This window comes from Candidatus Eisenbacteria bacterium (assembly GCA_020847735.1).
Taxonomy (GTDB): Bacteria; Eisenbacteria; RBG-16-71-46; order RBG-16-71-46; family RBG-16-71-46; genus CAIXRL01.
In genome coordinates, this window is record JADLBL010000023.1 from 156,228 (window position 1) to 172,013 (window position 15,786).

12 protein-coding genes are annotated in these 15,786 nt (G+C 73.4%); 6 read left to right on the forward strand and 6 right to left on the reverse strand.

The genetic code is table 11. From position 1 onward, the window contains the following. Positions 1 to 5: 5 nt before the first annotated feature. The gene (locus IT347_12710) at positions 6 to 248 is read right to left on the reverse strand and encodes a hypothetical protein (GenBank protein MCC6350441.1); all 243 of its coding nucleotides are present in this window, start codon (positions 246 to 248) and stop codon (positions 6 to 8) included. A gap of 360 nt (positions 249 to 608) precedes the next feature. On the opposite strand from IT347_12710, the gene IT347_12715 reads away from it, so the two are divergent. The 5 genes from IT347_12715 (at position 609) to IT347_12735 (ending at position 7,859) form a co-directional block, all read left to right on the forward strand. Further along, positions 609 to 1,031 carry a hypothetical protein gene (locus IT347_12715; GenBank protein MCC6350442.1) on the forward strand — a complete coding sequence of 141 codons (423 nt, stop codon included), beginning with the start codon at positions 609 to 611 and terminating at the stop codon, positions 1,029 to 1,031. Positions 1,032 to 1,252: 221 nt separating this feature from the next. Next, complete coding sequence (locus tag IT347_12720) at positions 1,253 to 1,603, forward strand: cupredoxin domain-containing protein (GenBank protein MCC6350443.1); 351 nt, start codon at positions 1,253 to 1,255, stop codon at positions 1,601 to 1,603. Between the two features lie 13 nt (positions 1,604 to 1,616). Beyond that, the gene (locus IT347_12725; GenBank protein MCC6350444.1) at positions 1,617 to 3,044 is read left to right on the forward strand and encodes a TolC family protein; all 1,428 of its coding nucleotides are present in this window, start codon (positions 1,617 to 1,619) and stop codon (positions 3,042 to 3,044) included. 142 nt (positions 3,045 to 3,186) lie between these two features. Further along, the gene (locus IT347_12730; GenBank protein MCC6350445.1) at positions 3,187 to 4,518 is read left to right on the forward strand and encodes an efflux RND transporter periplasmic adaptor subunit; all 1,332 of its coding nucleotides are present in this window, start codon (positions 3,187 to 3,189) and stop codon (positions 4,516 to 4,518) included. Further along, on the forward strand, positions 4,515 to 7,859 hold the full coding sequence (locus IT347_12735) for an efflux RND transporter permease subunit (protein ID MCC6350446.1): 3,345 nt from the start codon (positions 4,515 to 4,517) through the stop codon (positions 7,857 to 7,859). The genes IT347_12730 and IT347_12735 overlap by 4 nt, the downstream gene beginning before the upstream one ends. Positions 7,860 to 7,914: 55 nt before the next feature. On the opposite strand, the gene IT347_12740 is transcribed toward IT347_12735, so the two are convergent. From IT347_12740 to IT347_12760, 5 genes are all read right to left on the reverse strand, one after another. After that, on the reverse strand, positions 7,915 to 8,277 hold the full coding sequence (locus IT347_12740) for a hypothetical protein (protein MCC6350447.1): 363 nt from the start codon (positions 8,275 to 8,277) through the stop codon (positions 7,915 to 7,917). Positions 8,278 to 8,501: 224 nt separating this feature from the next. Beyond that, positions 8,502 to 9,392 carry a histone deacetylase gene (locus IT347_12745; GenBank protein ID MCC6350448.1) on the reverse strand — a complete coding sequence of 297 codons (891 nt, stop codon included), beginning with the start codon at positions 9,390 to 9,392 and terminating at the stop codon, positions 8,502 to 8,504. Between the two features lie 56 nt (positions 9,393 to 9,448). After that, a complete protein-coding gene (locus IT347_12750) occupies positions 9,449 to 10,000 on the reverse strand; it encodes a methylated-DNA--[protein]-cysteine S-methyltransferase (GenBank protein MCC6350449.1) in 552 nt (183 codons plus the stop codon). Next, entirely contained in the window at positions 9,997 to 11,469 is a 1,473-nt protein-coding gene (locus tag IT347_12755) for a DNA-3-methyladenine glycosylase 2 family protein (GenBank protein MCC6350450.1), read from the reverse strand. Before IT347_12755 ends, IT347_12750 begins: the two co-directional genes overlap by 4 nt. A gap of 8 nt (positions 11,470 to 11,477) precedes the next feature. After that, the gene (locus IT347_12760) at positions 11,478 to 13,217 is read right to left on the reverse strand and encodes a hypothetical protein (protein MCC6350451.1); all 1,740 of its coding nucleotides are present in this window, start codon (positions 13,215 to 13,217) and stop codon (positions 11,478 to 11,480) included. A 242-nt stretch (positions 13,218 to 13,459) separates the two neighbouring features. Here IT347_12760 and IT347_12765 point away from each other — a divergent pair, with 242 nt between their 5' ends. Then, entirely contained in the window at positions 13,460 to 15,772 is a 2,313-nt protein-coding gene (locus IT347_12765) for a hypothetical protein (protein ID MCC6350452.1), read from the forward strand. The last annotated feature ends 14 nt before the right edge of the window (positions 15,773 to 15,786 follow it).

Below are 15,786 nucleotides of genomic sequence, written 5' to 3' on the forward strand. Positions count from 1 at the left end.
GCGCGTCAGCCGGCCCGGCTCGCGGATGCGCCGGGCTGCGGGTCGCTCCCGGCCTCGACCGGGATCCAGCCGCTGTCGGGCACGAGCATGTCGGCGTCGCCGGTGAATCGGTCAATGCGCACGGGCACGAAGTCGCCGTCCACCGTCATGTGGTCGTAACGCCAGCGCGTGGGCCATACGAACGCCGCGAACGCCGCGATCAGCAGCAGCAGCACGAGGGCGCGGGCGAGCGATCCGGGGTTCTTCACGAGGCTCCTTGCTTCCGCGGGCGAGGGCCCGCGAGGGCGGCGGCGCGTTCGCGCCCCTCGGGGACTGGCGATGCGCCGGACGAGGTGAAGCGCGCAGGGTAGCCGACGGACGGGCGCGCGCAAGCGGGCCCGCGGGCGGTTCAGGCCGGGTCAATTGTCGGGCGGAACGGGCCCTTCGAAGCCCCGGCGGGTCGCCGGCGGCGACGCCGCGCTCCAGACGCGGCGCGCGAACGCCGAGAACCGGGGCGGAGACCTGACGCGGCACAGACAACCGCCGCCCGCGGCCCCGCGATAATCCCTTGCGCGAACCGCCGCCGCGCGGCACCCTGCGCGGCGTCGTTGCGAACCACGGGGACTTCCATGCGCACCCAGGGCTTTCGTTTCTTCGCGATCGTGAGCACACTGGCGCTGCTGTTCGGCGCGCAGGTGTGCATGGTCGTGCAGTGCGCGCCCGGCAAGTCCACGTCGCTTGCGCACCAGTGCTGCGTGAAGGCCGCCGCCGCGAACGCCGCGGACAGCCCGCTGCGGCATCCGGCGCCCCAGTCCCCGGCGCCGCACGAGAGCACGCGACCGTGCTGCGTCCAGGTCACGACCGCCGCGGCGCCCGAGCTGCATCCTCCGGCCGCGACCGGCTTCCAGGCGCTCGCCGCGGTGCTCGTCACCGCGCAGCTCGCCGTGGCGCCCGCCACGGCGCCCGCGCCGCCCCGTCCCGGCGACGTCCTCGCGCCAGGCTGCGCGCCGCCCCTTTCGGCGGCCGGCTCGCGCGCGCCCCCGCGCGCGTAAGGGACCGCCCGAAGCGACGTCTGCAGCCCGGTGAGGACGCCACGCACGTTGGCGCCCTGAACCGGGTCGGACCGCCCGGCGGTTCCACCCGGCCCGCGCCCCGCTCCACCCGCGCGGCCGGAGGGCGGCCACTCGTTCCGACGCTTCGCGATTTCCACGTCTTCATCGCACCGGCCGTTCGCGGTCGAACCCATACCTTGAAGGAGCAGGCCATGAAGCCCATGACCCGGATCCTCACGCTCACGCTCGCGCTCGCCGCCACCGCCGGTTCGCTCGCCCTCGCGAGCGCGGCGCCCGCGCCGGCGCGGGAACAGAAGGTCGTCCTCACCGTGACCAAGAAGGGCTTCGAGCCCGCGGCGGTGCGCGTGTTCGCCGACCGTCCCGTGCGGCTCGTCGTCACGCGCAAGGCCGAGGGGACGTGCGCGACCGAGATCGTCCTCAAGGACTACGGCATCCAGCGGCCGCTGCCCCTGGGCAAGACGGTCGAGGTGCGCTTCACGCCGAAGAAGGCGGGTACGATCCGCTACGCCTGCGCGATGGACATGATCGCCGGCAAGATCGTCGTCCAGTGAACCGGAGGTCGTGATGCCCTCCTCAGACAATCGGTGGCGCGGGCCGCTTCGCGGCCTGCTGGCGCTGCTCGTCGTCGCGATCGCCTCCCCCGCGGTCGCGGCGGCGGGCGTCGAGCTGACGCGCGACTCGCTGCTCGCGGGGCTGGTGCGCGAAGCGCTCGCGAATCGCCCCGAGGTCGCGCAGGCGCAGGCGGCGGCGAAGGCCGAGGCCGAGCGCGTGCCCCAGGCGCGCGCCCTGCCCGACCCGGTGCTGTCGCTGAGCCTGCAGAACGACGGCTTCGAGCGCCTGATGATCGGCGAGATGGAAACGAGCTACTGGACGGTCGCGGGCGCGCAGACCTTTCCATGGCCCGGCAAGCGCGGCCTGCGGGGACGCGCGCAGTCGCTGGGCGCGGAGCAGGCGGAAGCCGACCTCGAACGCGCGCGGCTCACGGCGCGGGCGGACGTCGAGCGCGCGTACGTGGACCTGCTGCTCGCCCGCGACCGGCTCGCGATCCTCGCGCGGCTCGAGACCGTGTGGGCGCAGGCCGAGGGGCTCTCGCGTTCGCGCTACGAAACCGGCGAAGGGGCGCAGTCCGACATCCTGCGCGCGCAGCTCGAGCGCAGCCGGCTGCGCCAGCAGCGCTGGGCGCTGATCGCCGAGGAGCGGCGCAGCCTGGCCGAGCTCGACCGCGCGAGCGGCCGCCCCGCGAACGCGCCGCTGGCGACGACGCTGTCGCTCGGAGATCTCGACGACCCGCTGCTGCCCGACTCGGCGGCGGCGGAGGCGGACGCGGAAGCGCGCAGCCCCGAGTTGCGCCGCGCCAGGCTCGGCCTCGAGCAGTCACGGGCGCTGGTCACGCTCGCGCGCCGCGACTACTTCCCCGACCTCACCCTGAGCGGCGGCGTGATGCCGCGCGGAGGGGCGTTCGAGCCGATGTGGCAGGCGGGCGTTTCGCTGCCGCTGCCGCTGTGGGCGGCGGGCAAGCAGTCCCGAGCGGTGCGCGAGTCGCGCCTGCGCGAGCAGGTGGCCGAGAGCGGTGCGGAAGCCGTGCGGCGGACGCTGCGGCAGCGGCTCGAGGAAAGGCGCGGCGCGCTGACCGCGCTGCTCGAGACGAACCGGCTCTACCGCGCCGGGCTCCTCGTCCAGTCGGAGGCGACGGTCTCCAGCACGATGGCCCAGTACCGGGTCGGGCGCGTGCCCTTCGCCTCGGTGCTCGAGGCGCTCGAAGGCTGGCTCGGCGACCTCGCCGGCTACTACGAATCGGTCGCGACCACGCAGCGCGTGGACATCGCGCGGCGCGAACTGAGTCTCGAACCCATCGCCGGCCCCGCGGCCGGCGGCCTGGGCGGCGGGCCGATGCCCGGCGCCGGCGGCTTGAGCGGCGCGCCCGCGTCCGCCGGCGGCGCATCGCCCGCCCCGGCCGCCGCGTCCGGCGCGTCGGCCATGCCCAGGATGTAGGACGGAGGATCCCGTGAACGACGAACCGAACGAAACCGGAGCGCCGGCCGCCCGCAGGGGCGGAGTGGCGCGCACCGCGACGCTGGCCACCGTGCTGATCGTCGCCGGGGTGGCGCTGGGAGTCGGCGCGACCTGGCTGGCGATGCGCCAGCCGGCGAAGGCGCCCGCGCCGGCGAGCGGGAAGGCCGCGGCCGAGAAGCCGCTCTACCAGTGCCCGATGCACCCGACCATCACGTCGGACCATCCGGGCGACTGCCCGATCTGCGGGATGAAGCTGGTCGAGGTGCACGGCGAGGCGAAGGCCGACGCCGAGGCGGGAACGCCGGAGCGCAAGATCCTCTTCTACCGCTCGCCGATGGATCCGCTGCAGACCTCGCACACGCCGCGCAAGGACGAGATGGGGATGGATTACCTTCCCGTCTACGCGGACGAGATGCAGTCGGAGAACGTGAAGGTGGACGGGCTCGCGACCGTGACGATCGATCCCGCGCGCCAGCAGCTCATCGGTCTGCACACCGCGCCGGTCCTGAGCGGCACGCTGTCGGGAAGCTGGCGCACCGTCGGGCGCGTCGAGGTGGACCCGACGCGGGTCCGCCGCACGAACGTCAAGGTCGAGGGCTACGTCGAGAAGCTGTACGTGGACTTCGTGGGCCAGCCGGTGCGGCGCGGCGAGCCGCTGTTCTCGCTCTACAGCCCCTCGCTGCTGGCGGCCGAGAACGAGTACGTCCTCGCGCTCAAGACCCGCGACGCGCTCGCGGGCGCGGGCTCCGCGGACGACGACGGTCCGGCGCTCGTCGAGGCGGCGCGCCGCAAGCTCGAGCTGTGGGACGTGCCGCCGGAGGAGATCCGCCGGCTCGAGCAGTCGCGCTCGCCCTCGCGCACGCTGACGTTCCTCTCGCCGATCGGCGGCGTGGTCACGGCCAAGAACGTCGTGCAGGGCGCGAGCCTCAAGCCCGGCGACACGCCGTACGAGATCACCGATCTCGGCGAGGTCTGGGTCATGGCCGACGCCTACGAAGGCGACCTGGCCAGCGTGCGTGTGGACATGCCGGCGGTCCTGACGCTGAAGGCCTATCCGGGCCGGACCTTCCGCGGCATGGTGGCGTTCATTGATCCGCTGCTGGACGCGGCGACGCGCACGGCGAAGGTGCACATGCACTTTCCCAACCCGGGCGGCGTGCTCAAGCCGGAGATGTTCGGCGAGGTCGTTCTCGAGGGCCGCGACCGCGAAGGCCTGATCATTCCCGCCGACGCGGTCATCCACACCGGCACGCGCGACGTCGTGTTCGTCGCGCTCGGCGAGGGCCGGTTCGCGCCGCGCGAGGTCCAGCTCGGGGTGCGCAGCGGCACCGAGGTCGAGGTCCGCGGCTCGCTCGAAGCCGGCCAGGAGGTCGTGACGCGGGCGAACTTCCTCGTGGATTCCGAGTCGCAGCTGCGCGCCTCGCTCGCGGCGATGGCCGGGAAGCAGCCATGATCCGGCGGATCATCCGCTTCTCGGCCGAGAACCGTTACCTGGTCATCGCCGCCACGCTGGTGGCGCTGGTGATCTCGTTCTGGACGATGAACCACATCGCCCTCGACGCGCTGCCGGATCTTTCCGACACGCAGGTGATCGTCTACACGCGCTGGGACCGCAGCCCGGACATCATCGAGGACCAGGTCACCTACCCGATCATCACCTCGCTGCTGGGCGCGCCGAAGGTCAAGGCCATCCGCGGCTTCTCGGACTTCGGATTCAGCCACGTGTACGTGGTCTTCCAGGACGGCACCGACATCTACTGGGCCCGCAGCCGCGTGCTCGAATACCTCTCGAAGATCTCGGCGCGGCTGCCGGAGGGGGTCAGGACCGAGCTGGGCCCCGACGCGACCAGCGTGGGCTGGGTGTTCCAGTACGCGCTCGTGGACCGCTCGGGCCGGCACTCGACGGACGAACTACGCAGCTACCAGGACTGGTTCCTGCGCTACGCCGTGCAGAGCGTGCCCGGCGTGGCCGAAGTCGCGACCGTGGGCGGGCAGGTGCGCCAGTACCAGGTCACGGTGAATCCCGCGAGCCTGGCGGCCTACGGGCTGCCGCTCGAGGCGGTCGTCGAGGCGGTGCGCCGCGGCAACAACGACGTCGGCGGCCGGCTCGTCGAGCTGTCGGGGCGCGAGTACATGGTGCGCGGCCGCGGCTACGTGAAATCCATCGGCGACCTCGAGAAGCTGGTGCTCAAGACCGAGAAGGGAACGCCCATCCAGATCAAGGACGTCGCGACGGTGGTGCTCGGCCCCGAGATGCGGCGCGGCATCGCCGACTACAACGGCGAGGGCGACGTGGTCGGCGGCATCGTCGTGATGCGGCAGGGCGAGAACGCCCTCAACGTCATCGAGCGCGTCAAGGAGAAGCTCGAGGAGCTCAAGCCGTCGCTGCCCGCCGGCGTCGAGGTGGTCACGACGTACGACCGCTCGGAGCTGATCCACCGCGCGATCCACACGGTGAAGAGCAAGATCCTCGAGGAAGTGCTGATCGTCGCGCTCGTGATCCTGCTGTTCCTGTGGCACATCCCGTCCGCGACCGTGCCCATCCTGACGATTCCGGTCAGCGTCGCGCTGGCGTTCATCCCGATGTACGCGATGGGGCTCAACGCCAACCTGCTGTCCATGGCGGGCATCGCCATCTCGATCGGCGTGCTCGTGGACGGCGCGATCATCGAGGTCGAGAACGCCTACAACAAGATCCACCGCTGGCAGGCCGGCGGCCGCAAGGGCGACTTCCACGAGGTCCGGCTGCAGGCGCTGCTCGAGGTCGGGCCGTCGGTGTTCTTCTCGCTGCTGATCATCGCCGTGGCGTTCCTGCCGGTCTTCACGCTGGTGGACCAGGAAGGCCGGCTGTTCAAGCCGCTCGCCTACACGAAGAACCTGACCATGGCGATCGCGGCGATCCTCGCCATCACGTTCAATCCGGCGACGCGGATGCTGTTCGCCCGCATCGACCCGTTCACCTTCCGGCCGCGCTGGCTGGCGCGCCTGGCGACGACGCTGCTCGTCGGCCGCTACTATTCCGAATCGCGGCATCCCATCAGCCGCGTGCTGCACCGCCTCTACGAGCGTCCCTGCCGGTTCGTCGTCCGGCACGCGAAGGCGACGGTGGCCGCCAGCGGCCTGCTCGTGCTGGCGACGGTTCCGGTCTTCCTGTCGCTCGGCTCGGAGTTCATGCCGCCGCTCGACGAGGGCTCGCTCCTTTACATGCCGTCGGCCGTGCAGCCGGGCATGTCCGTCGCCGAGGCGCAGAAGGCGCTGCAGGTGCAGGACAAGCTGCTGCGGACGTTCCCGGAGGTCGCGACCGTGTTCGGCAAGGCGGGCCGCGCCGACACGCCCACCGACCCGGCTCCGCTCTCGATGATGGAGACCACGGTCCTGCTCAAGCCGGAGTCGCAGTGGCGCGAACGGAAGCGCTGGTATTCGGGCTGGGCGCCGGAGTGGCTGAAGGGCGTGCTGCGGCCGGTCTGGCGCGACCGCATCTCCGAGGAGCAGCTCGTCGAGGAGATGGACGCGGCGCTGCGGCTGCCCGGGATCAGCAACGCCTGGACGATGCCGATCAAGGCGCGGCTCGACATGCTTTCGACGGGCATCCGCACGCCGGTCGGCATCAAGGTGAGCGGCGCCGACCTGCAGGTGATCCAGCGGACCGCACTCGAGATCGAGTCGGCGCTGCAGAAGGTGCCGGACACCCGCAGCGTGTACGCCGAGCGCGTCGCGAGCGGCTACTTCGTGGACTTCGTGCTCGATCGCGACCATCTTGCGCGCTACGGCCTGACGGTGGACGACGCGAACATGATGATCATGACCGCGGTCGGGGGCGACAACCAGACGACCACGGTCGAGGGCCGAGAGCGCTACGGCGTGAGCGTGCGCTACGCCCGCGACTACCGCGAGGACCTCGGCGCGCTCAGGCGCGTGCTGATTTCGCTGCCCGGCGGGCGCGGACAGATCCCGATGTCCGAGATCGCCGACGTCAAGCTCGTCGAAGGACCGTCCATGATCCGCGACGAGAACGGGCTGCTCTCCGGCTACGTCTACGTGGACTTCGACGTCGCGAAGACCGACATCGGCCGCTACGTCGAGCGCGCGAAGAAGGCGGTCGCGGCCGAGGTGAAACTGCCGACCGGCTACGCGCTCGCCTGGAGCGGGCAGTACGAGAACATGCTGCGCGTCTCGGAGCGCATGAAGTTCATCGTGCCGCTCACGCTCGTGCTGATCTTCGGCCTGCTCTACCTGAACACGAAGTCCGCGTTCAAGTCCATGGTGGTGATGCTGGCGGTGCCGTTCTCGCTGATCGGCGCGGTCCTGCTGCTGTGGATGCTCGGCTACAACATGTCCATCGCGGTGTGGGTCGGCATCATCGCGCTGGCCGGCCTGGACGCCGAGACCGGAGTGTTCATGCTGCTGTTCCTCGACCTTTCGCACGACGAGGCGAAGGAGCACGGCCGGCTGCGCACGACCGGCGATCTGGTCGAGGCGATCATCCACGGCGCGGTCAAGCGGATCCGGCCCAAGGCGATGACGGTGGCGGCGGCGTTCATGGGCCTGCTGCCGATCATGTGGTCCACCGAGACCGGCTCCGATCTCATGAAGCGCATCGCCGCGCCGATGGTCGGCGGGCTGGTGACCTCGTTCCTGCTCGAACTGCTGGTCTACCCGGCCATCTACTACCTGTGGCGCCGGCACGAGGTGGGCGAAGGCCCGGCGTCGCCCGACTGGGCCCTGGTGGACGCGCACGCCGACGACGAGCCGGCGACCGCGGGTCCGCAGGCGGCGGCGGCGCCGACGGCGTGAAGCGTGGCGGGCCGGGCGTCCTCGCGGATGCCCGGCCCGTCCCGTGCGCCGTTCGTCAGCGCGAGGCCGCGAGCGGCGCGGCCTTGACCACCACCTTGTGCGCCACCGGCTGGCCGCCCTCGTCGCGGTAGTACACCGTGACGCGGGCGTCCTTCTCGATCTCGCCGGTCGTCTTCATCTCGGCATGCCGCGTGAAGACGACGGTCTTCGCGAGCTTGCCGGACCGGGCCACCGTCAGCGAGCTCTTGTCGAGCGACGTGACGACGCCGGTGAACTGCCGGAACGCGTAGCTCTTCTTCGCGCCCGACACCGCGGCGACCGGCTTCTTCGTCGCCGCCTCGGCGCGAACGGCCATGACGACCGGCCCGCCGAGCAGCGCCGCCAGCGCGACCGCCAGGAACCTCCGACCCTGCTTCATTCTCCTCACCTCCTCCCGCTTCCCCGGGGGCAGGGCCGCGCGCACCATGCGCACGCCGGCCGCGCGCCGCAAGCGAATTCGCTCGCGTCGCCGCGGTGCGCGAACGCGTCAACGCCGGCGACGCGCGTCGCGACGCCCCTCGCGACGGCGAACGGCGCGGGGGTTCGCGTCGCCGTGCCGCGCCGCCCGCCCGCGGGCGTCAACGCCGGCGACGTCGCCGCGGCTCAGCGCGGCGGCGTGGCGCGGCGGCCGAGCGCGAGTCGCGCGGCGCGCCAGACGTTCGCGTGCGCCTCGACGGTCGCCTCGAGCGGCCGGCCGTAGCCGCCGCCTGCGGTGAGGACGACGGGCACGCCGCGCGATTCGAGCCACGCGAACACGCGGCGGTCCCGTTCGGCGAGCCCCTCGTGGGTCGCGCGCAGGCGGCCGAGCCGGTCGGCGTGCAGGGCGTCCACGCCGGCCTGGTAGAACGCCACGTCGGGCGCGTGACGGTCGAGCGCCGCGGGCAGCGTGCGCTCGAGCGCGCCGAGCAGCTCGTCGTCGCCCGCGCCGTCCGGCAGCTCGACGTCGAGCGATCCGGCCTCCTTGCGCAGCGGGTAGTTGTGCCGCGCGTGCAGCGAGTAGGTGAAGACGTCCCGGTCGCCCGCGAACAGGGCGGCGGTGCCGTTGCCCTGATGGACGTCGAGGTCCACGACGAACGGGCGGCGCACGCGACCTTCGCGGCGCAGCAGCGCGATCGCGACCGCGTGGTCGTTGAACAGGCAGTAGGCCTCGCCGCGATCGCGAAAGGCGTGGTGCGTTCCGCCGGCGAGGTTGCCGGCGACGCCGTGTTCGAGCGCCGCGCGCGCCGCCAGGACCGTGCCGTGGACGCTCGCCCGCGCCCGCGCCACGAGCCCCTCGGACCACGGCAGGCCGAGCCGCCGGATTTCGGCGGCGTCGAACCGGCCGGCGAAGGCGCGCTCGACGTAGGCCGGATCGTGCGCGGCGAGCAGCCACTCGATCGGCGCCGGCTCGGAGCGCGCCACGTCCTGCGCCGCGAGCACGCCCTCGCGCAGCAGCAGTTCGCGCAGCATCCCGTACTTGGCGACGGGGAAGGGGTGGCCTTCGGGCAGCGGCATCCCGACGTGATCGCTCGACCAGGCGAGCAGCCGGCGGTCCCGCGGCAAGCCGCGCCTCAGGCGCCGCCCAGGGTCAGCTCGCCCTGCGCGCGCGGGTCGGCGAAGCTCGCGCCTTCGTGCGCGAGCAGCCAGCGCTTGCGCTCCAGCCCGCCGCCGTATCCCCACAGCGTGTGGTCCGCGGCGATCACGCGGTGGCAGGGCACGAACAGCGCGATCGGGTTCGCGCCGTTGGCGGCGCCGACCGCGCGGCGCGCCTCCGGCCGACCGAGGTGCGCGGCCAGTTGCGAGTAGGTCCAGGTCGAGCCCGCGGGGATCCGGCGCAGCGCGGACCAGACGCGGACCTGGAACTCCGTGCCGAGAATGCCGACCGGCTGTTCGTCGAGCGCGTCCTTCTCGCCGGCGAAGTAGCGCGCCAGGCGGGTCGCGGCGCCGGCCGGGTCGGCCGCCTCGCGACGCGCGTGCGGGCCCAGCCGGCGCTCCAGGTGGCGCGTCAGCGAGTCGCGGCGCGCGAGGGCGTCGGCGAACTCGAGCCCGACGACGGCCCGATCGTTCGCGACCACGTACAGCGGCCCGATGGGGCTTGCGAAGGTGCAGACCGACAGCGTCATGGCTTCGCCCTTCTCGATGGGGTGTTCGCGGTGGCGCCTTGCGACCCGCCCTGCCACAGCGCCAGCGTCGCGTAGGCCCGCCACGGCCGCCACGCCTCGGCGCGCGCGAGCACCTGGCGTTCCGCGGGCAGGGCCCCGCCGGCGGCGAGCGCCCGGCGCACGCCGAGGTCGCCGGCCGGGAACGCGTCGGGCTCGCCGAGCGCCCGCATGGCCAGGTACTGAGCCGTCCACTCGCCGATGCCCGGCAGGGCGGTCAGGCGTTCGAGCGCGTCGCCGGGTCCGGTGAAGGCGTCCAGCTCGAGCGTTCCGCCGGCCACCGCGCGCGCGAAACCGCGCAGCGCCGCCGCCCGCGCGCGCGTCAGGCCGAGCGAGTCGAGCGGCGCGGCCGCCACCGCCGCCGGTGAGGGAAACCGGTGCGTGAGCGGGCCCTCCGGCCGGGACAGCGCCGTGCCGCAGGCGCGCACCAGCCGGCCCGCGAGCGTGCGCGCGGCCGCCACCGAAACCTGCTGGCCGAGCAGCGCGCGAACGCCCAGCTCGAACGCGTCCCACGCGCCCGGCACGCGCACCGTGCGGCCGGCGAGCGCGCGCCGCAGCAGCGGGTCGCGGGCGAGGTGCCGGGAGATCGCCGCGGCGTCGGCGTCGAGATCGAACACTCTCGCGGCCTTCGCGACGAGCCGGGGCAATGTCGCGGGCGCGGCGCCGGCGACGCGCAGCACCAGCCCGCGCGGCGAGGCCTCGATCTCGACGGTCGTCGCGGCGTCGCCGGCGGCCAGCGTGCGGCGGTACACCCGGCCCTCGACCTGCTCGACACCCGGGATCGCACGCGCCGAAAGGAACGCCAGCAGCGGCTCGGGCTCGAACGGTTCGCGCGCCGGCAGGCGCAGCGCGAGCGAGCCCGGAGGCCCCGCGTGCGGCGCGCGCCGGACATCGGCCGGCGCCCGGCGGAACGTGCGGCCGAACGCCGCCCGCAGCCGGCGAGCGCTGGCGAAGCCCGAAGCGGCGGCGACGTCGGCGACCGGAAGCCCGGTCTCGTCGAGCAGCCGCCGCGCGAAGTGCACGCGGCGTGTGAGCGCGACCTCGAGCGGCGAGGCCCCGACGTGCTCGGCGAACAGCCCGCGCAGCCAGCGCGACGTCACGCCGAGCCGCTCCGCGAGCGTCTCGACCGAGCCGTCCTCCATCGCGCCGGACTCGATCAGCCGGAGCGCGCGCTGGACGAGCGCGGACGTGCCGCGCCAGGCGGGCGAGCCCGGCGCCGTTTCGGGCCGGCAGCGCAGGCACGGACGGTAGCCCGCGGCCTCGGCCGCCGCGGCACTGGCGAAGAACGTGCAGTTGCGGCGGGCCGGCAGGCGGGCCGGGCAGACGGGCCGGCAGTAGATGCCGGTCGAGGAGACGCCCATGAACACGGCGCCGTCGAAGCGGCGGTCGCGCGTCGTCCAGGCGCGCCAGCTGATCTCGGGGTCCAGCGTCATGGACCGGGTTATAGCACCGCGCGCCGGGCCGGTGCGGACGAATTCGGAACTGGCGGCGCGGCCGCTTCGGACGGGGCCGGGAGCGGCCCCTCTCCGGCCGGCGCCGCTCCGGCGGCCGGCCGCCCGGTCCGCACCCGCACGAGCACCAGCGACGGCGTGCGCGCCAGGGTCTCCGCGACCGGCCAGGCCGCCCGCAGCGCCCCGAGCTTGCGCGCGTCGCGCAGCGCGACGTACGTCCAGCCATCGGCCGCCGCGAAGCCCGGCGCCGTGTCGTGCCCGCGCGTCACATCCGGCGCGACCACGAGGTTGCGATCCAGCAGCAGGCGCAGCGTCGGCGGCGCCGCCTGCGCGAGCACGAGCGGAGCGTCCCCGGGCGAGCGGGCCGCCATCGCCCGCGCGACGGTCCGCGTGGACAGCCACGGTTCGATCTCCGGCAGCACCCGCGCGAGCACCAGCGGCGCGCCGAGCCCGACGGGCAGCGCGAACAGCGCCGCCGCGAGTCGGCGGCGGCCGGCCAGGTTCGCGAGCAGCGGCGCCCACGAGGCCGCGAGCACGACGATCGCCGCAAGACGCAGACCGTGGCCGGCGTCCCCGAGACGCAGTGCGAGCACCGCGCCGAGCACGGCCGTCATCGTGCCGAGCAGCGCCGCCAGCCAGGTGGAGTGCGTCAGGTGCCGCCGGTCCACGTCGCCCTCGAGCGCCCGGTCGAGGAACCGGCCCGAGAGCAGCGCGATCGCGGGCAGCACGGGCAGCGCCCCGGTCAGCGGCGGCTGCGGCCAGAGCGCGAGCGGCACCGCGGCCGCGAAGCCGAGCGCGAGCACGAAGCTCGCGGCGTGCCCCGGCTCGCGCAGGTCCGCGGGGTCCGCGGCGTGACGGGCGCGCACGCGGCCGGCGGCGTCGCTCAGCGCCGCGCCGAGCAGCGCGGTCCACGGGAAGCCGATCACCGCCGTGAACGACAGCGCGACCAGCGGGCCCGCGAGCCAGCCGCCCCGCGGTTCGATCGCGTACGGAAACCACCACGCGCGCCGGAGAAACTCGCCACCGTAGAGCGCCGTCATCATGCCGTACCAGGGCAGGGCGATGCCGGCGACGATGGCCAGGCCCTCGGCGGGGCGGATCGCGCCCCAGCCGGCGCGCGAGCGGACGAGCGCGAAGTACAGCCCCGCGCCGGCGACGGGCCAGAGCGCCGAGAGCGGCCCGCCGCTGACCGCCGCCGCGCCGAGCGCGAACCACGACGCGAGCAGCGTCAGCGTGGTGCCGCGTGCGCGGCCGCGCGAGACCGCCAGCAGTCCGCCGGCGCCGAGCCAGCCGCACAGCGTCGCCAGCAGCTGCGCGCCGTCGGCGCGGGCCGCGAGCGGCAGGCCGAGGCTGCTCGCCAGCGCGCAGGCCGCGAGCCAGCCCGCGCGCGCACCGAACGCGCGCGTGCCGATCGCCGCGACGACGAGCGCCAGCGCCGCCGCCAGCGCCGCGCGCACCAGGCGGGACGCGCCCGCGTCGGCGGGCGGCGGGCGGAACCGGGCGGGCGGCAGGCGGCGCGCGATCAGATCCGGCGCGTAGCCGGCGAGCGGCTTCTCGAACAGCGGCTCGTTCGCGTACACCGGGCCGTACCATTCACCGCTCGTCTCCGACTCGACCACCACCCGCGCGTCGCGCGCCTCGCGCCAGTCGAGCGGCCCGACCGAGCGCAGCCCGGGCAGCAGCACCAGTGCGAGCAGGGCCGCGAGGGCGGCGGGCAGCAAGCGTCTCACGTGTGTGTGTTCCGCGGGCGCTGCGCCGGCGGGACGCGGTCACGGATCGGGGGCAATGCGGGCTCCGGGTGACGGGCGGGGAGGAAGGCCGGGCGCAGTCTAGCAAACCGGCGCCCGGCGCCCGCGCCGCGGTCATCGCGCGACGGTCGTGTCCGAAGCCGCCGCGGAGGTCATGCGCCGATTGACGGCGGCGCATTCCGGTCGCACCTTGGGCGCGCCGTCCCCGTTCGCCCGGAGGCCTCGTGTTTCGTCGCTTGAACTGGCTGATCGCGTTCCTGTTCCTGATCGCCGCACCGCCGGCCCGCGCCGGTTCGCCGTTCCCGGACTGGAGCTCGTTCCACGGCGCGTTCACCTCGTGGTCGCTCGATTCCTCGAAGATCGCCGACGTTCGCAGCCTGATGCTCCAGCGCGAGACCGGCACGTTCGTGCTCGAGGAGGGCCGGCTCGCGCTGGCGAAGCCGCTGGGCGGCCGCCGCGTCGCGGCGGTGTTCGTCGGGCGCGGCTCGTTCGTGTTCGCGCCGCGCTCGAAGGTCGAACGCGAACAGCTCCGGCGCTTCTACGAGACGCCGGTGCTCCGGCGGCCGTTCGGACGGCTGACGCTGATCGTGTCCGACACGACGTTCGCGGAGCTGATGCCGGCGCTGCAGTTCCGCACCGACACGCTGGGCGAGCTCGACCGCGCGTGGCAGGCCACGTTCCCCAACCTGACCGTGCGGGGACTCCAGCACCCCCGGCCGCTGCCGGTCGCGCAGATGCTGCTCGACGGCGCCGACAACGGCCTCTTCTGGTCCTACATCAGCGATCGCCGCGACGAGGACCCGCTGTTCTTCTCGATCGTTCCCGACTACACCGAACGCGTCGTGCTCGAACGTCGTCCGGAGGACGACCGCTCCGGGCTGCTGCGGCGCTACAACGCCGAAGTGGTCAGCCAGGCTTTCGCGGCCGGCGATCCGGACACGCTGCGCCGCGACCTGCAGCCCGGATACGAAGCGGTTCACTACGCGCTCGACGTGACGCTCACGAGCGACCTGTCCAGCACCGTGACCGCCGACATCGCGCTGCTCGCGCACGGCCGGCCGCGCGCGTGGATCGGGCTGCGATTCCCGCCCGAGCTGAAGCTGGATCGCGTCTCGCTCGGCGGTCGCGAGCAGGCGTTCTTCCAGGAGGCCGAGAACCCGATGGTCTGGGTCCGCCTCGACCGGGCGATCGAGCCAGGCGCCGCCGACACGCTGAAGGTCCGCTACCACGGCCTGATGTTCGAGCGCCGCGGCGACTGGATCTATCACCGTTTCCCGAGCAGCTGGTACCCCGAACCCTGGTACGGCTCGCTCGCGACCTGGGACCTGACGTTCCACCACCCGCGCGAGCTGCAGGTCATCGGCTCCGGCGAAAAGACGGGCGACCGCGAGGATCGCGGGATCCGGCACTCGACATGGCGGACGCGCCATCCGGCCGCTTCCGCCTCGTTCGACGTGAGCTTCCTGCGCGGCATCCGCGTCGTGAGCGACTCGCTGCCGCCGCTGACCGTGTGGCTGCGTCATGTGGAACGCGCCGGCCAGGTCGAGGACGCGACGCTGGCCGGGTTGCGCGGGTCGAAGGACCACGACCGTCGAACCGCGCTCGACGTCGCGCACGCCTTCCAGTTCTTCGAGGAGCAGCTCGGTCCGCCGCTCGCGGCCTCGTTCAACGCCGTCGAGACGCCGCTGTGGGTGTACGTGGCCTACCCCGGGCTCGTGCACCTGATGATGCGCGAGGACAAGATGCTGCCGGGACCGGAAAACACGCCGGACGTCTTCCGCGCCCACGAGGTGTCGCACCAGTGGTTCGGGCTCGGCATGGATCACGCGACCTATCACGACGCCTGGCTGTCGGAGGGCTTCGCCGACTTCTGCAGCATCTGGTACCTGCAGGCGTCGCGGAAGGACGCCCGCAACTATTTCAAGGTGCTCGAGTCGTGGCGCGACCAGCTCGTTTCCAACCGCCGCTTCGCCTTCGGCCGCGGGCAGAAGGCGGGTCCGGTCTGGCTCGGCACCCGCTCGGTCACGAGCGCGACACCCGAGGACTACCGCCTGGTCGTCTATGCGAAGGGCGCGTGGGTGCTGCACATGCTGCGCAACTACCTGCTCGAGGACTCCGATCCCGGCGAGACGCGCTTCCGCGGGATGCTGCGGGACTTCTACACGCGCTTCCGCGGCCGGCGCGCGTTCACCGAGGACTTCCGCGCCGCCGTCGAGCGCGCGACCGGCGAGGACATGGGCTGGTTCTTCGAGCAGTGGGTCTACGGCGCCGACGTTCCGGTCTGCCGCTTCGCCTGGAAGGTCGAGCCGGCCGGCGACCGCTGGAAGGTGACCGGCCGCATCGAGCAGACCGGGGTTCCCGAGTCGTTCCGCTATCCGGTGTTCCTGCGCGTGGACTTCGCCGACGGGCGGTACTCGCGGCAGCGCGTGTGGGTGCGCGGGCCCGTCACGGAGTTCGAACTTCCGCTGTCGCCGCAAAAGCCGGCCGGCGTCGTGTTCAACGACCTCGACGCGGTGCTCTGCGAGATGGCGAAGTAGCCGGGAACGGGCCG